This window comes from Myxococcus sp. MISCRS1, assembly GCF_026626605.1.
Taxonomy (GTDB): domain Bacteria; phylum Myxococcota; class Myxococcia; order Myxococcales; family Myxococcaceae; genus Myxococcus; species Myxococcus fulvus.
Genome location: NZ_JAPNKB010000001.1, coordinates 2059916 through 2076734 on the forward strand (window position 1 = coordinate 2059916; position 16819 = coordinate 2076734).

At 69.9% G+C, this 16819-nt stretch carries 13 protein-coding genes; 9 read left to right on the forward strand and 4 right to left on the reverse strand.

The annotated features are described in order from the left end of the window. Positions 1 to 730 precede the first annotated feature (730 nt). Positions 731 to 2128 carry an APC family permease gene (locus tag OWM54_RS07785; protein WP_267697080.1) on the forward strand — a complete coding sequence of 466 codons (1398 nt, stop codon included), beginning with the start codon at positions 731 to 733 and terminating at the stop codon, positions 2126 to 2128. 17 nt (positions 2129 to 2145) lie between these two features. Here OWM54_RS07785 and OWM54_RS07790 read toward each other — a convergent pair whose 3' ends face one another. Beyond that, positions 2146 to 2565 (reverse strand): VOC family protein, encoded by a 420-nt coding sequence (locus OWM54_RS07790; protein WP_046712380.1) that lies wholly within the window; start codon positions 2563 to 2565, stop codon positions 2146 to 2148. Between the two features lie 67 nt (positions 2566 to 2632). Beyond that, the gene (locus OWM54_RS07795) at positions 2633 to 3721 is read right to left on the reverse strand and encodes a hypothetical protein (RefSeq protein WP_267697081.1); all 1089 of its coding nucleotides are present in this window, start codon (positions 3719 to 3721) and stop codon (positions 2633 to 2635) included. Between the two features lie 227 nt (positions 3722 to 3948). Between OWM54_RS07795 and OWM54_RS07800 the strand changes: the two genes are divergently transcribed. Both OWM54_RS07800 and OWM54_RS07805 read left to right on the forward strand, forming a co-directional pair. Next, positions 3949 to 5334 (forward strand): hypothetical protein, encoded by a 1386-nt coding sequence (locus OWM54_RS07800; RefSeq protein ID WP_267697082.1) that lies wholly within the window; start codon positions 3949 to 3951, stop codon positions 5332 to 5334. Positions 5335 to 5453: 119 nt separating this feature from the next. Further along, complete coding sequence (locus OWM54_RS07805; protein ID WP_267697083.1) at positions 5454 to 6554, forward strand: hypothetical protein; 1101 nt, start codon at positions 5454 to 5456, stop codon at positions 6552 to 6554. A 56-nt stretch (positions 6555 to 6610) separates the two neighbouring features. On the opposite strand, the gene OWM54_RS07810 is transcribed toward OWM54_RS07805, so the two are convergent. Next, entirely contained in the window at positions 6611 to 6937 is a 327-nt protein-coding gene (locus OWM54_RS07810; RefSeq protein WP_141333038.1) for a hypothetical protein, read from the reverse strand. Between the two features lie 397 nt (positions 6938 to 7334). Between OWM54_RS07810 and OWM54_RS07815 the strand changes: the two genes are divergently transcribed. From OWM54_RS07815 to OWM54_RS07825, 3 genes are all read left to right on the forward strand, one after another. Further along, positions 7335 to 9413, forward strand: a complete 2079-nt coding sequence (locus tag OWM54_RS07815; protein WP_223785282.1) for a sodium-translocating pyrophosphatase — start codon at positions 7335 to 7337, stop codon at positions 9411 to 9413. A 282-nt stretch (positions 9414 to 9695) separates the two neighbouring features. Further along, positions 9696 to 9893: a hypothetical protein gene (locus OWM54_RS07820; RefSeq protein WP_223748913.1), complete on the forward strand. Its 198-nt coding sequence runs from the start codon at positions 9696 to 9698 to the stop codon at positions 9891 to 9893. Between the two features lie 87 nt (positions 9894 to 9980). Then, positions 9981 to 13499 (forward strand): Ig-like domain-containing protein, encoded by a 3519-nt coding sequence (locus tag OWM54_RS07825; RefSeq protein WP_267697084.1) that lies wholly within the window; start codon positions 9981 to 9983, stop codon positions 13497 to 13499. Positions 13500 to 13568: 69 nt separating this feature from the next. Here OWM54_RS07825 and OWM54_RS07830 read toward each other — a convergent pair whose 3' ends face one another. Beyond that, positions 13569 to 14669, reverse strand: coding sequence for an alkene reductase (locus OWM54_RS07830; protein ID WP_223785280.1), 1101 nt, complete (start codon positions 14667 to 14669; stop codon positions 13569 to 13571). A gap of 396 nt (positions 14670 to 15065) precedes the next feature. On the opposite strand from OWM54_RS07830, the gene OWM54_RS07835 reads away from it, so the two are divergent. Genes OWM54_RS07835 through OWM54_RS07845 form a run of 3 tightly spaced genes read left to right on the forward strand, consistent with a single transcriptional unit; the run spans position 15066 to position 16774 of the window. Further along, on the forward strand, positions 15066 to 15806 hold the full coding sequence (locus OWM54_RS07835; protein WP_223748910.1) for an SDR family oxidoreductase: 741 nt from the start codon (positions 15066 to 15068) through the stop codon (positions 15804 to 15806). Positions 15807 to 15830: 24 nt separating this feature from the next. Next, entirely contained in the window at positions 15831 to 16148 is a 318-nt protein-coding gene (locus OWM54_RS07840) for a DMT family transporter (RefSeq protein ID WP_223748909.1), read from the forward strand. After that, positions 16145 to 16774: a TetR/AcrR family transcriptional regulator gene (locus tag OWM54_RS07845; protein WP_223748908.1), complete on the forward strand. Its 630-nt coding sequence runs from the start codon at positions 16145 to 16147 to the stop codon at positions 16772 to 16774. Before OWM54_RS07840 ends, OWM54_RS07845 begins: the two co-directional genes overlap by 4 nt. The last annotated feature ends 45 nt before the right edge of the window (positions 16775 to 16819 follow it).

The following is a 16819-nucleotide window of genomic DNA, read 5'->3' on the forward strand; positions in this document are numbered from 1 at the left end:
CGACATGGGTGTGACGGTTCCAGTCGATGAGGTTGAAGGACACGCTCGGGACACGCCCGCTTCGACGACCGTCCCGAGGCCTCTCGCCATTTCAGCGCAGCGCGGACGGTGTCCGCGAAGGACTGGGGGCTCAGGCCGTGCGGGCCCTGGTACTTCTGCGGCGTGGCGTCCGGAGCGAACTCACCGGGGACCGTCGGAGACCTCGAGCGAGACCAGTCGCTTCGCGTCGCCCACGGGGCCCGCCGCGCCGACAGCGGGGATGAGCACGGCCAGCCGCATCAAGGTGAGCCCGCGCGACATGGGTTCCTCCGGCAATGCCTCCCACCGCGGGAGGGGTCGGGAACACTCTACTCCTCGCGGGGTATGTGAATGAGAACAAGGCTTCGGTAGAGCCTGGCAGATGCACTCCTTCCTTCTCGCCTCCCTGCTGTTCCTGGCCGTCTTCCTCTCGGGCTGTGGGTTGTTGGACGCGGACTGTGGCGATACGAAATGCAACGCCGGGTCAGACCCGGAGTGCCGCGCGGGCATCGTTGACGCGCTGTGCGCGGAGGGCGGCGGGGCTCATTGCGCGTCGGACGCCACGTGCTCATGCTCCGGCAAAACCAAGGAGGCCTGTGAAGAGGCATCCACCTGCTGCATGTGGTCCGTGGCGCAGGGGTGTTTCTGCCGACCGACCCTTTGACGGCAGCTTCGTCGCGAGGTACTCGCGCCCGGACTATGCTCGGGGGGCATGAGCGCTCCTGCCGCGAATGAGGCCAAGGCGTCGTCGGGTGGAAGCTATTCGCGGCGGGTGGGGCTGTTCTCGGGGGTGATGCTCGTCATCGGCGGCATCATCGGCTCGGGCATCTTCCTCAACCCCGCCATCGTCGCCCAGCGCGTACATACCCCAGGGCTCACCTTGGGGGCGTGGCTGCTCGGCGGCGGCGTGGCGCTCATCGGGGCGTTCATCTACGGCGAGCTGGGGCAGCGCATCCCCAAGGCCGGGGGCAGCTACGTCTACCTGCGCGACGCCTTCGGCGAGCTGCCCGCGTTCCTCAACGCGTGGGGCCTGCTGTTGATGATTGCCACAGGCGCCATCGCCGCGGTGGCGGTGACGTTCGCCAACTACACGCTGGCGTGGACGGGGTGGCCGGCGGACTACCGGCTCCCGCTGGCCATCGGCGCCATCGTCCTGTTGTCGGGCATCAACTCCTTCGGGGTGCGGCCGGGGGCGCTCACGCAGAACGTCTTCACGGTGCTCAAGCTGGTGGCGCTCGCGGTGCTCGTGGGCGCGGGGCTCCTGCTGTCGGGGGCGGCGCCAGTGCAGACGGTGGCGCCCGAGCCGCCGGACTCCATCGTGCTGGCGCTGGGCGCGGCGCTGGTGCCGGTGCTCTTCAGCTATGGCGGCTGGCAGCAGACCAACTTCGTGGCGGAGGAGCTGGTGGACCCGGAGCGCAACCTGCCTCGCGCGCTGCTGCTGGGGGTCATCGGCGTGGTGGGGGTGTACCTGCTCGCGAACCTCACCTACCTGCGCACGCTCGGTGCCGGGGGACTGGCGGCGAGCACGGCGCCTGCGGCGGACGCGCTGGGGCACCTCCTGGGCCCGGCGGGCCGCACGTTCATCACGGCGGGCGTGGCGCTCTCCACCTTCGGCTTCCTCAACCTGGTCATCCTGGTGTCGCCGCGCGTGTACCAGGCGATGGCGGCGGACGGGTTGTTCTTCCCGTGGATGGCCAGGTTGCATCCGCGCCACCACACGCCGGCGGCGGCCATCATCTTCCAGGCCGCGTGGGCCATCCTGCTGACGGGCACGGGGACCTACGGCGAGCTGCTCGACTACGTGGTGTTCGCGGACTGGCTCGTCTTCGGCGCCACGGCGGCCACGCTCTTCGTCTACCGCGCCCGGGAGAAGCGGGGACAGGCGCCCCGCGTGTCCTACCGGGTGCCCGGCTATCCCCTCACGCCGCTGCTCTTCATCGCGGCGGCGCTCTACGTCGTGGTGGGCTCCACCGCGTCCAATCCCCTCAACGCGCTCAAGGGCACCCTCCTGCTCGGCGCGGGTGTCCCTGTCTTCCTGTACTGGCGCCGACGCAGGGAAGGACAAGCGAAGGCGCCAGCCTCCCAGGCCAGCGTGGTGGGCGGGCCCTGAGCCCACGGGCCGCCGTGCTACTGCGGCGGCATCTGCCCCGGCTCCATGAAGGCCAGCTCCCAGTGGTGGCCGTCCGGGTCGTAGAAGCTACCGCCGTACATGAAGCCCAAATCCATGGCGTCCGCGGCCTTCGAGCCTCCGGACGACAAGGCAATCTTCACCATCTCGTCGACCTCGGCGCGGCTGTTGGCGGACAGCGCATACGTCCCCGCCGTGCTCTGCGTCGCGTCGTGCAGCGGCTTCTTGATGAACTCCTTGAAGCGCGCATCCGTCAGCAACATCACGTACGCGTCCTCGCCCACCACCATGCAGGTGGCGCTGTCGTCGGTGAAGTCCTTGTTGAACTCGAAGCCCAGCTTCGTGAAGAAATCGACCGAGCGCTTCAGGTCCGCGACGGGCAGGTTGAGGAACAGCTTGCGGGGACGGCTGGGCTTCATGGGTGTCTCCAGGGGTGGGATGAGGTTTCTACCCCTCTGACTGCCGACCCGGCCGGAAATCATCGGTCTATTTTCCCGGAGGATTTCGCCCCGTCAGCCACCCGAAGAGCCGTGTGCGCTGCCGGCCCCTCAGGCTCGTCATCACCGCGCGCTGCTCGAAGTGCCACTCCGTCCTCAACCGCTCCGCGGCCCGGGCCATCCACTCGGGGATGCGCGTGGGCTCGCAGGCCCCCAGCCCCAGCGTGTCGTTCTGGAGCCCCGTGCCATCCAGGTCGTAGACCGGGACATTCCCCCCCGGCTCCCCGTCCGAGTCCCAGGAGGACATGGAGAAGCTGAGCCAGTCCGGAGCCCGGCTGTCGACCGACAGGTGACAGTGGTGACGATAGGTCATCGAGCGCTCGTCCCCCTCCTCCCCGCCCGTCGCATACAGCTTGAACCAGAAGACGCCCGGCTCGCCGAAGCCCAGCGCCCGCGCCAGCTCCAGCGCCGGCGAGCGCGCGCGGCGCGCCTGGAGCACCGCCTCCATCCGCTCGAACAGGGCCTCCAACGCCGGCGTGGAGCGCGCGTGCGTCCGCAGGTCCTCCAGCCGGTCCAGCTCCCACCCCTGGCGCTGCACCGCCCGCTCGACATGGGGGATGAGCGCGTCGAGCGAGGCCTCGGACGCGTCGATGGTCAACACCGCCAGCATGTCCCGGGACACCTCCTCGCTGGCCACGACCACCGTCTGGAGGGACTGGAGCAACACCGGGTTCGCCGCCAGCCCCTGGAGCTTCGCCTTGCGCTGCCTCGAACCCCAGCCATACGTCACGTCCAAATCCAACAACCCCTGGAGCGCCATCCGCCACGACTCGCGCAGGGCTTCATCCGAGCCCTCCAGGTCCACGCTCTCGCGCAGGAAGAACACCCCCGGACGCAGGTCGTCCGCGAGCCGCTCCAGCACCGCGCGGATGACCGGCGCGGGCAATTGCTGACAGTGACGCCCGAAGGCCCAGAGGGACGAGCGGTCCTCTGGGAGCAGGTGCAGCGCCGCCCCCGCGGCGAGCGCCGGGTCCACGTCCTCCGGAAGCTTCTTGAGCGCCTGGGTGAGGCGCTCCCAGTCCGGTTTCGGCTCTCCCAACAACGCGGAGAGGTCCTCCGGGGCACGTCGTCGACTCATGCCCCCCGTCTACCAGACCGCCCCCCGGAAGCACATGCACACCCCGGACGGGTTCCGACGCGCGAAGCACACACGAGGTTCCAGCCGCCACCGCATTTCCTGTTCCGCCATTGCATCTGTATCCGGATAGACCCTTCCGCAATGACAGCCGTTGAAGGAGCCCGACACGACGACCGTGTCGGACTGGCGGGATGCCCTCGCCAGCCCATTCAGCCAGGAGCGACGCATTGAAGCAGCGCAACAACATCATGAAGAGGCTGCTCGTGGCGGGAGCGGTGAGCCTGTTCACCGCCTGCGCCGGTGAGCCGGGCGACGCGCCCACGCAGGTCATCCCCTCACGCACGGACAACACGCTGGCGCTGCTCATCGAGCGGGAAGGCGGACAGGGAGGCTTCGTCGAGGGCGCGGCCGAGCGCTTCAAGGTCTCCGCCTCCGGAGAGGTCTTCAGGTCGGTGAGCTGGAGCGCCACCTCCGGCGTCCTCGAGCCGGACTCGGAGCGGGTGACCTGGAAGCTGCCGCCCAAGGGCGTCGCCACCCTGTCCGTCTCGGTGGAGACGCAGTCGGGGAAGAAGGCCCAGGGCGAGTTCCACTTCAACGTGGAGTCCACCACGGACACGCTCCTCAACACCGTCATCGACCCGAGCCCGGACGTGACGGGCGGCTTCTGCGAGCTGACGTTCGACACCGCCGGCCGGGGCCACATCGTCTACTTCAACGACACCCACCGCTCGCTCTGGTATGGCCTCTGGGACGGCACGTCGTGGACGACGGAGCAGATCGACGGCGCGGGCTTCAACAACGAGGGGAAGTTCACCTTCAAGCCCGTCATCGCCGTCGAGCCCGCCACCGGCACGCCGCACGTCGCCTACCTCAAGGGCAACGGAGAGCAGGGACGAGGAGAGCTCATGCGTGTCGCGTATGCCACCCGCGTCGGCGGCACCTGGGTGCGCGAGGTGGTGGACGTGGCGGAGCGCACCAACGCCGTCAACCTGTCCGTCACGCTCAACCCCACCCAGGGCCACCAGCCCGTCATCGCCTACGGCGACAGCACGTCGGGCGCGCGCATCACCGCCCGCACCGGCACCAACACGTGGAGCACGCCCCTGTTCCTCCAGGGCGCCATGACGAGCGAGGCCCTCTTCGACGCGGCGGGCACGCTCTACTTCACCAACCGGAACCTGCTGACCGCCGTCAAGGGCACCGTCGTGGAGACCTTCTCCCTGAACGGGCTCTCCTCCATCACCAGCTGGTCCTCCCTGGCGCTGACGCCGGACCAGCACCTGCTGGTGCTCGCCAACGGGACACCCACCGGCGCCTGGGGCAGCCTCTTCGACGTCACGCTCGGCACGCCCCTGTCCACCAGCACCGCGCGCACGTCCCAGGGGGACTACAACGCCGGCTCCAATGACCTGGCGTACAGCGCGGGCAAGCCCGTCATCGCCCAGCGCCATGGGACGACGCTGGAGCTCATCACCCCGGACGCGCGCGGCTTCTGGACATACACCCAGCTGGGCACCATCCAGGACGGCACCCGGCCCAGCATCGCCATCCGCCCCACGGATGGAACGCCGCATGTCTGTCTTCAGCGCAATGGCAAGGTGACCTTCCAGTAGCACCGGGTCTCGCGGACTCCAGTCCTCTCATCGGATTGGAGTCCGCGAATGCATCATCAAACTTGCAAGGGCATGGGCCGTCCGGGCGAGACTGCCGCGCGACACCAACGGAGACATCCATGGGACTCGCGGAGCGCAAGGCGGCGAAGTCGTTCGAGGAGACGCAGTTTCCCCAGCTCGAGAAGCAGCTGGCCGAGGTCGCCGGCTTCAAGGTGCCGGTGAATGTCGACTGGGCCAGCCTCTGCGCCGACGGCTACGCGGACATCTACGAGGAGGCGTGGACGAAGGTGTACTTCACGCCGCTCTTCCAGGCGCTCGAATCGCTGACGGAGGACGAGCTGGGCCGCGAGTTCGTCCAGGGCTCGCTCAAGCGCCTGGTCATCCAGAACGTCGCGGGCAACGTCTCCGGCTCCAGCTTCGCCTCGTTCGTCGACGGCGTGCTCACCCTGGACCACGAGCCCTGCACCAACCTGGACGACATCCATGACCGCCGAGAGGGCATCCAGCGCGCCCTGCAGTCCGAGCCGGAGCTGTCGCGCCCGGACGACCCGCTGGCGGCCTTCCTGGACATGAAGCCCCGGGGACTGGAGACGACGCTCCAGGCGCTCCTGCGCATCGCCAGCCGTCGACAGGCGGGCATCCCCCTGCTCCCCCCGCGCGTGACGGTGTCGCTGCACAGCGGCACGTACTTCACGGGCACCGTCCGGGACATCCTCGAGGACTCGCGCGAGGGCCGCTCCCTGCTCTTGCAGGAGGAGCGGGACCGCGAAGCCAACGCGGTCATCGTCAACGTGAACCACATCGAGTGCGTCAGCGTGCTGGACGCGGGCTACCTGGGCTTCATCCGCGTCGACGACGCCCCCATCCCCTCCCCGCTCCAGCTGCGCCGCCAGCTGCACAAGGACAGCGAGAAGCTGGGCGCCCTCCTGGAGCGCCCCGTCCCCCTCGCGCTCACCCCGGGCTCGAGCGCCACCAGCGCCGAGGCCCTGCGCGCGCTCGCGTTCCTGGCCACCCGGGTCCTCGAGGCGCTGGGCACGCTCGCCCGCGACGGAGAGGCCCGCCGCGCGCTGCACGAGAAGGTCCAGCGCATCCACCTGCGCGCGGACACCACCGCCGGCGTGTCGCTCTCCAACGGCACCCTGGAGTTCGTCACCCCCCTGAAGCCCGCGGGCTGGCGCACCAGCGCCGAGCTCCAGCAGGAGCTGCCGCCCATCCTCTGAGCGAAGCAGCCCCCCCGAGCGCGCGCCTCCTCCCAGCGAGGGCGCGTGCCGGGGCCTCAGTCCGGACGCGAGGTCCGCCTCCCCCACGGCTCGTCCCCGCCGATGGGCACCTCCGTGTCATCCACGCTCAGCACCGTGGTGCGCGGCGCGCCGCACAAGCGCAGCTGCTGCTTCAGGAAGCCGAGCGCCTCCGGGACGCGCTCCTTCGGCACCGACACGTCGACGATGGCCACGCCGCCCCCGGCGCTCGCGCCCGTCACCGTCCCCAACCCCACCGCCGCCAGCGCCTCCCGCAAGCGCGCCGCGATGCCCTCATGGCCTCCCAGCGGCACCTTCGCCAGGTCCTGGGAGTTGAGCATCACCTCGATGACCTGCAGTTCCATGGCGGCAACGGACGTGGAAGGTCCTACGGAAGCAGGGAAGCTCCCGCGCCCATGGTAGCCACGATAGGGCGCCCGGACCGCCGATATTCACCGACAGTCCCACACAATTCCCCTCCTGGGATTTCCTTCCGACTCAAACCAACGCCATGGCGCACCCCGCCAGCGGCCGCCCGTGAGAGCGGGTTCTCCTCTCGGGAGGCCCCCGAAGCCCGGCCGACCCACCATCCCCCCGGCCCCACCCCACTCCCCCCGGGGACGGCCCCACCCCCTTATCCGCTCAGAGGAGGCTCCCAGCGCGTACGGAAATCCCGTATAGGCCCTGCACACCAACTGTGCGGCAACGAGCGACCCAGCGGGGGCGAGACGTCAATCCCCGGGACTGCTCTGGAGAGAATGGATGGAGTTGTCGAGTCTCGAGTCGAGTTTCTGGGCAGTCGCACCAAGCGTCGTCGGCGCCGTGGGCTTGCTCTTCGCTGCGTTCTTCTACTTCCGCGTCAAGTCCCTGCCGGACGGCGACGCGACGATGAACCGCATCGCGGGCTACATCCGTGAAGGCGCGATGGCGTTCCTCGTGCGCGAGTACAAGGTGCTCGCCATCTACTGCGCGGTGCTCGCGGTCCTCATCGGCCTGGCGCTGGGCAAGCTGGCGGCCGTGAGCTTCGTGGTGGGCGCGTTCCTCTCGCTGCTCGCCGGCTACATCGGCATGAAGGCCGCCACGTTCGCCAACGTGCGCACCGCGCAGGCCGCGCGCACGGGCTCCAAGCCGAACGCGCTGCTGGTCGCGCTGGATGGCGGCGCGGTGATGGGCCTGGCGGTGGCGGGCCTGGGCCTGGTGGGCATGGGCGGCATCTACTACGCCTTCCAGGGTCACCCGGAGCTGTCCCCCATCCTCCACTCGTTCGCCGTGGGCGCCAGCTCCATCGCGCTGTTCGCGCGCGTGGGCGGCGGCATCTACACCAAGGCGGCCGACGTCGGCTCCGACATCGCCGGCAAGGTCATCGAGAACATCCCCGAGGACGACCCGCGCAACCCCGGCGTCATCGCCGACAACGTGGGTGACAACGTGGGCGACGTGGCCGGCATGGGCGCGGACATCTACGAGTCCATGGTCGCCGCCATCGTCGCCGCCATGGCCATCGCCCTGACGGCCAACGCCACGGAGCTGTCGCGGCTGGCCGTCGAGGGGACGTCCGCGAGCACGGCGAAGGTTGCCGGCGTGGTGCTGCCGCTGGTGCTCTCCGCGGTGGGCCTCGTCGTCAGCGTGCTGAGCATCTTCATCGCGCGCGCGCTCAAGGCCATGAACCCCGCGCAGGTGCTGCGCAGCGCGCTCATCATGCCGCCGGTCATCCTGGTGGGCCTGTCGTTCGTCATGATGAACGTGTTCGGCCTGTCCCAGAACATCACCGTGGCCCTGGCCGCGGGCGCGTTCGGCGGCGCCATCATCGGCCTGGTCACCGACTACTACACCTCCGCCCGGCCGGTGCAGCGCATCGCCGAGGCCTCCATCACCGGCGCCGGCACCAACCTCATCCGCGGCCTCGCGGTGGGCATGGAGAGCGTGGGCATCTCCATGGCGACCATCGCCCTGGTGGCCTACATCGCCGACCAGGCGCTGGGCCTGTACGGCATCGCCCTGTCCGCGGTGGGCATGCTCGGCGGCACCGCCGTCGTGATGACGGTGGACGCGTACGGCCCCATCTCCGACAACGCCGGCGGCATCTCCGAGATGTCCGGCCTGGGCCCCGAGGTCCGCGCCATCACCGACGAGCTGGACGCGGTGGGCAACACCACGGCGGCCATCGGCAAGGGCTTCGCCATCGGCTCGGCGACGCTGACGGTCATCGCGCTGTTCTCCGCCTTCAACCTGGAGGTCAACCACACGCGCGTCGCCGCCGGCCTGCCGGAGATGAGCCTGCTGCTCACCAACCCCAACGTCATCGTGGGCATGCTGCTGGGCTCCATCCTCCCGTTCCTCGTCGGCGCGTCGACGATGCTCGCGGTGGGCCGCGCCGCGGGCGCCATCGTCGAGGAGATTGGCCGTCAGTTCCGTGAGATTCCGGGCCTGATGGAGCTCAAGGCGGACCCCGACCCGAAGAAGATCGTCGACATCGCGACCAAGAGCGCCCTGCGCGAGATGATCTTCCCGGGCCTCATCGCCGTCGTCGCCCCGCCCGTGGTGGGCTACCTGCTCGGGCCCCAGGCGCTCGCGGGCCTCTTGGCCGGCGCGCTCGTGGTCGGCGCCACCATGGCGCTCTACATGGCCAACGCCGGTGGCGCGTGGGACAACGCCAAGAAGTACATCGAGAAGGGCAAGCTGCCGGGCCACGCGAAGGGCTCGCACGTCCACAAGGCCGCCGTCGTCGGCGACATGGTGGGCGACCCGTTCAAGGACACCTCCGGCCCGGGCGTCGCCATCCTCATCAAGGTGATGAGCGTCGTCTCGCTGCTGGTCGCCTCGCTCATCGCGCTGCGTTAGTCCCCGAAGCAAGCGGCACGGGCGCCCCGACTCACCGGGGCGCCACGCCGACAGGCAGTGCCCCATCCCCTCGGGAAGCCCGTAGGGGGTGGGGTCCGCCCCCGAGTCCATTGGAAGCGCTCGCGCCCGTCGATGACGCGCGACGCCGGCCGGGACTCGGGATTCAGGCTGTGGGCCAGCCGACACTCCGACAGGCATTGGCGCCGGGCGCGGTTTGGGGGCGCCGAGCACACGCATGCTAGGCTTTGCCGTGTTCCGCCTGTGCTGACACAGAGGTGTCCCATGGTCCTGGAGCTCTCCCAGCAGCAGATGAACCTCCTCAATGCCAATCTGGCGGAGAGCATCGAGGAGCTGCACGACGAGGTCCTCCACACCGACGAGCGGGAGATGCGCCAGGAGCTGAAGGCGAAGCTCCAACAGCTGCAGGCCCTCAAGCGACAGGTGGCGGCCCAGCTCCAGGGACACCAGCCCACGCTCTGAGCGGGAAGCCCCCGGGCGGCACGTGACAGCCCAGGCCCGCGACGCGGTGGACGCCCCCCGCAACGACAGGCTAGGAACTGTCATCCTATGAACTCAAGAACAAGCCGCCTTGTCGGGTGGATGGGGCTGTACGCCGTGCTCGTGCTCCTCGGATGCACGAAGACGCCAGACGCGCCTTCCACCACGGAGAGCCGCGCTCAGGCGGTGACGACGCCGGTGACGGCCTCCGAGGCCGTGGCCATCACCAGCCAGGGCATCACCCAGAACGGCGCGGCGCACCGCAACGAGGCGCTGCTGGGGGTGTTCCAGACGGAGGACTACGAAGTCCAGACGCTGCTGCGCTTCCCCCAGCTGGGGATTCCGAGCGGCGCGGTGGTGCAGGGCGCGACGCTGCGCGTGGCCGTGGAGACCTACAACGGCGACTTCGAGCTGCGGGGCACCTATGTCCAGGCGCCCTGGAGCGCGACGGCGGCGGGGCTGGGCTGGCAGTTCCGCGACGACGGGCTGGAGTGGGAGCGGCTGGGCGCCGTCGGTGCGGGGACGGACCAGGTGGCGGGGAAGGCCTTTGTGCTGGATGCGTTCCCCGTCGTGGTGAACGTCATCGACGTGCCGCTCGACGTGGCGGTGGTGCAGTCCTGGGTGGATGACCCGTCGACCAACCAGGGGGTGATGCTGGCGAACACCCGCGTGGGCCGGGTGGCCAAGGTGTTCACGGGCCTCGCGACGCAGCCGGAGCGCAGGCCGGTGCTCACGCTCGAGTACACCCCGCCCGTGCCCCGCACGGACACCACGCCGCCCACCGTCGCCATCACCTCGCCCGCCCCGGGCGCGACGGTGGCCGGAGTCATCAACGTCGTCACGAGCGCGAGCGACAACGTGGGCGTGGCCCACGTGCAGCTGCGCATCGACGGGCGCAACCTGTCGTCGGCGGCGCTGGACACGCGCCTGCTGCGCAACGGCGCCCATGTCCTGACGGCGCACGCGCGCGACGCGGCCGGCAACCTCACCACCTCCGCCTCGGTGCGCATCACCATCGACAACGTGCTGGTCGACACGGCGCCGCCCCAGGTACAGGTCACCCTGCCCGCTCCCAACGAGACGGTGAGCGGCCCGTTCACCGTGCGGGCGAGCGCGACGGACGACGTGGGCGTCACCCGGGTGCACGTGCAGCTCGACGGCGTCCAGGTGGGCGAGGCGGACCTGGCCGCGCCGTGGGCCGTGACGCTCGACACGGAGACGCTCCAGCCCTACGGCCCGCGCCAGCTCACCGCCGTGGCGCGTGACGCCGCGGGCAACGTCACCGTCTCCGCGCCCATCTCCATCACCGTGAGCGCGCCGCCGCCGGACACCACGCCGCCCCAGGTGCAGATTGTCTCGCCCGCCACGGGCACCACGGTGGGCGGCACCGTGCAGATTCGCGTCGACGCCCACGACAACATCCGCGTCGCCGGCGTGCGGCTGCGCGTGAATGGCCAGGACCAGGGCGCCGAGGACACCAGCTACCCGTACTGGTTCAACCTCTCCACCACGCTGGTGGGTGACGGCACCTTCCCGGTGACGGCGGTGGCGAGGGACCGCGCCGGCAACCTCACCACCTCCGCGCCCATCCAGCTCACCATCGCCAACGGGCCTCCGGTGGTGCTCTCCATCCCGGTGGCGCATCCGCGCGTCTGGTTCAATGCGTCCCGGCTGGCGCGGGCCCAGGCGTACTTCGCCCAGAACCCGTACACGCCCGTGGCGAACGTGCAGGGCCCCGAGCAGGCCATCGACGCCGCCATGCACTCGCTCATCACCGGCGCCGCCGCGTCCTGCCGCTCGGCCATCACCTGGGCGGTGAACACCCAGGTCCCCATCAGCGAGAACACCATCTCCAGCGACCCGGCCCGCTGGTACGGCGAGGCCGTCATCCTCACCTACGACTGGTGCTTCGCCCACCTGCTCCCGGCGGAGCAGACGCTGCTGCTGACGCGGTGGAACTCCGTCATCGCCGCGCTCAATGACAATCCCTGGGGCGGCATCGGCATGGAGGGCAACAACTACTACACGGGCTACTTCCGCAACTCGCTCCTGTGGGCCATCGCCAGCTGGCACGAGAACCAGCCCTACGCCCACCAGCTCCTCCAGTACGCGATGAGCTCGCGCTGGAAGTTCTCGCTCAAGCCCTATCTCGACGGAGCGGCCGCGGGCGGCGCGCCCCACGAGGGCTCCACGTATGGCCGGCGGACGTTCGGCTACATGACGGTGCCGTTCACCACGCTCGGCCTGTATGGCCAGGATTTGTGGGACCAGACCGACTTCTTCAAGGAGTCCGTCTTCTGGTCCATCTACTCCACCACGCCGGGCCCGAGCCGGATGGGACAGTTCCAGCTGTATGAGACCTTCCCGTTCAACGACGACGAGCGATGGCTGAGCCGGTGGGACCCGAGCAACACCGCGCAGACGTCCTTGGGCAGCTACCTGGCGCCGCTCATCGAGGAGTGGGCGGACCAGCCCATCGCGGGCTACGCCAAGCGCTTCCTGGAGCTCACCGGCCACCCGATTGACGACCGGTGGGTGCGCTACGTCTACAGCGACACGCTGGCGTCGGTGCAGGCGCGGGACTTGTCCACGTTGCCGCTCGACTATCGCGCCGAGGGCCTGGGCCAGGTGTACGCGAAGACGGCGTGGGCGCCCGACGCGACGATGGTGAACCTGCAGTTCGGCATCACCTCCAACGCGGGCCACGCCCACCGCGACTCCGGCAGCTTCCAGCTGTGGCGGGCCGGTGAGTTCCTGGCGCGCGAGACGGTGGGCTATGCCAACCAGATTGTCGGCTACGCGGGCACGGGGGCCGTGGACACCGAGTCACCCGTGGCGCACAACACCCTGCTCTTCGACGGGCTGGGCACGGTGGGCTACTACCACCACGCGCCGCAGATGCTGCGCCTGGAGTCGTCCACGCACGCCCACTACGCCGTGGTGGACCTCACGGGCGCGTACGACGTGAGCGACGACTGGGCGCACCGCGAGGCGGAGGTCGGCAATCCGTCGGCGGGCCGGGTGGTGCGCGAGGCGCTGTTCGTGCGGCCGCTCGACACGCTCGTCGTGTTCGACCGGATGGAGAGCTCGCAGGGTGACACCTCGGTGGACAAGACGTTCCTGATCCACTTCCCGTCGAGCCCGGTGCTCTCCGGCAACACCTGGTCCGCGACCAGCGGCACGCAGGAGCTGCGCGTGAGCACGCTCGTCCCGGAGAGCCCCATCCGACGCGTCATCGACGAGCGCGGACCGCTGCGCCCCAATGGCACGTACACCTACCCCGTCGGCCAGTTCCGCGGCGAGGTGGAGACGCAGGGCCAGGTGGTGAGCCACTTCCTGCACGTGGTCCAGGCCAAGGACACGGCGGCCGCGAACCTGACGCTGGCGCTGAACGAGACGTCGACCGCGTACACGGTGACGATGACACACCCGACAAAAGGCAGCGCGGTGGTGCGCTTCGACAAGGGCATCCAGAGCACGGGCGGCGCGTTCGGCTACGCCGCCAGTGGCGCGGTCACCCTGACGCCGCTGCGCTCGGACGTGCAGGGCATGAGCGTCACCTCGAGCGGACCGGTGTGGGGGCCCTGAGGGGCACCCTGCCCCGAGCCGAAGGCACGGCTCCACCGTCGAGGCGTGCCCGGCGCCGCCAGCCTCCGCTCAGAGCGTGGGGTAGTCGGTGTAGCCCTTGGCGCCGCCGCCGTAGAGCGTCTTCTTGTCCAGCGGGGCCAGGGGCGCGTTCTCGCGCAGCCGGCGCACCAGGTCCGGGTTGGAGATGTACGGCCGGCCGAAGGAGACCAGGTCCGCGCCCGCCTCCACTGCCTTGCGCGCCAGCTCCCCGTCGTAGCCGTTGTTGACCATCCAGGCGCCCCTGCCGCCCGCGTCGCGGTACGCCTTCTTCAACGCGACGTAGTCGAACGGGCGGTCCTCCAGCTCACGCGGGCCTCCGGTGGCACCCTCGATGACGTGGATGTACGCGAGGCCCAGCTTCGCCAGCTCGCGCACCACGTGCTCGAACAGCGGCTGGGGGTTCGCGTCGAACGCGTCGTTGGCGTTGGTGACGGGCGACAGGCGGATGCCGGTGCGCCCCGCGCCCACCGCGTCCACCACCGCGCGGGTGACCTCCAACAGCAGCCGGGCGCGGTTCTCGATGCTCCCGCCGTACGCGTCCGTGCGCTCGTTGGAGCCCGTCTTCAGGAACTGGTCCAGCAGGTAGCCATTGGCGCCGTGAATCTCCACGCCATCGAAGCCCGCCACCTCCACCGCGGCGCGCGCGGCCCGGACATAGTCCTGCACGATGCCGGGCAGCTCCGCCAGCTCCAGCGCGCGCGGGACCGAGGTGGGCTCGAACGTGGGGACGCCGTCCCGGAAGAGCACCGTCCGCGTCTTCGCCACGACAGCCGAGGGCGCCACGGGCGCCGCGTTGCCCGGCTGCAGCTCCGTGTGCGACACACGCCCCACGTGCCACAGCTGCGTGACGATGCGGCCGCCCGCCTCGTGCACGGCCTGGGTGACCTTCTTCCACGCGGCGAGCTGCTCGGGGGCGTACAGCCCCGGGACGTCCGCATAGCCCTGGGCCTGATGGCTGATGGCGGTGGCCTCACTGATGAGCAGGCCGGCGGTGGCGCGCTGGGCGTAATAGGTGACGGCGAGGTCCGGCGGGATGGCGCCAGGCGAGCGGTTGCGCGTCAGCGGCGCCATCACGATGCGGTTGGAGAGTCGCAGGTCACCCGCGTTCGTCGGGTCGAAGAGGGTCGGCATGGGGCGTCTCGGGGGGACGGGGGAAAGTTCCGGCCAGCGTAACGACCCGCCCTCCACGTCACCACAAAGTGTTCGATTCGCCCTCCACGTGAAGATTTCCGCCGGGACGCGCATCGCGGAGGCGCGACTTCTCATCCCAGACTTCTCCTGGATGGATTTTCAAAACGCGATTTCCCGACCGAGCGCGAAACAGGAGACGAGATGCGCACCTTCGCGAACGACAGCGTGGCCGCGCCCAATGGCCCCGGGACCCGGCGGGTCCCCATGGTCCCGGACCTGGCCCCGCCGGCGCCCTGACGCAGTGTTTTAGAACCGCTCGGTTCGAAAGTATTGCCGACGCGGCTCCCGGCTCGTAATCATTTCTGAACGACCGGTTCAAAAGTCGGGAGAACACACATGGGTGACTTCACGGGCAAGGCGGCATTGGTGACGGGCGGCGCGCGAGGAATCGGCGCCTCCATCGTCCGGCATCTGGCGAAGGGGGGTGCGCGCGTCGCCTTCACGTACGTGCGCTCGGAGGACAAGGCGGCCCGGCTCGTGGCCGAGTTGGAGGCACAGGGACAGCGCGCCGTGGCCATCCAGGCGGACAGCGGCGACGTGGACGCCGTGCGAAGGAGCGTGGAGCGCGCGGCGGCGGAGCTCGGCGGGCTGGACATCCTGGTCAACAACGCCGGGGTCTTCCCCTTCGGCCCCTTCGAGGCGGTCACCGTGGAGGAACTGGACCGGACGCTCTCCATCCACGTCCGGGGGGTGTTCGTCGCCTCGCAGGCCGCGCTCGCCCACATGAAGGACGGCGGCCGCATCATCTCCATCGGCACGTGCTTCGCGCAGCGGGTGCCCCATGGCGGCGTCACGCTCTATGCGATGACCAAGTCGGCGCTGATTGGCCTGACGAAGGGGCTGGCCCGCGACGTGGGCGGGCGCGGAATCACGGTGAACGTGGTCGACCCCGGGCCGACGGACACGGACATGAACCCGGCCGACGGGCCCCAGGCCGCAGCGGAGCTGGCGCTGATGGCCATCAAGCAGTTCGCCGGCCCCGACGACATCGCCGCCACCGTGGGTCACCTCGCGGGCCCCGGCGGACGCTTCATCACCGGCGCGTCCATCGCGGTGGACAGCGGCACCAACGCCTGAGCCCAGGGTAAGGAGGAGGCCCCCATGGCGTGGCTGCTCCTGGTGGTCGCGGGTGCCCTGGAGATTGCCTGGGCGCTCGCGCTCAAGCAGTCCGAGGGACTGACGCGCTTGTGGCCGAGCGTCGTCGGCATCGGCATCGCCCTGACCAGCCTCGTGCTGCTGGGCCTCGCGTTGAAGCACCTGCCCATCGGGACGGCCTATGCGGTCTGGGTGGGCCTCGGTGCGTCCGGCGTTTCGCTCGTGGGGATGATGTTCCTCGGCGAGCCCGTCTCCCTGGCGCGAATCCTCTGCCTGGTGTTGATTGGGGTCGGTGTCGCGGGATTGAGGGCCCTGGAAGGATGACGACTCGCAAGGCGCGCAAGAAGTCCGCCGGTCCGTTGGGCCGGCCTCGCAGCTTCGACCGGGACGAGGCGCTCGAGGCCGCCATGCGCGTGTTCTGGGCCCGGGGCTACGAGGGGACCTCCATCCAGGACCTCGTCGAGGCCATGGGCGTCAACAAGCCCAGCCTCTATGCCATCTTCGGCTGCAAGGAGGCGCTCTTTCGCGAGGCCGTCGAGCTCTTCGACAAGACCGAGGGGCAGCCCGTCTCCCGCGGGCTGGAGGAGGCCCCCACCGCTCGGGCCGCCGTGGAGCAGATGCTGCGCGCCAACGCCCGCGCCTACACGGCCAGCGACAAGCCCCGGGGCTGCATGATCGTCCTCGCGTCGTTGCTCGGCGCGCCGGAGAACGAGCCCGTCCGGACGTTCCTCGCGAAGAACCGGCGGAGCGGTGAGCGCGCGCTCGAGGGCAGGCTCCGGCGCGGCGTGGAGCAGGGGGAGCTGCCCGCCGGCACGCCCGTGGAGAAGCTCGCGGCGTTCTACACCGCGGTGCTGGAGGGCCTGTCCATCCAGGCCCGTGATGGCGCGTCCGCCCAGAAGCTGAACGCCATCATCGACACCGCCATGCTCGCGTGGCCTTCCGGGCGGTGAGCGCACGAGGAGGCCCCCTGCCTCCTCCGCGCTCCTCCGGCGGCC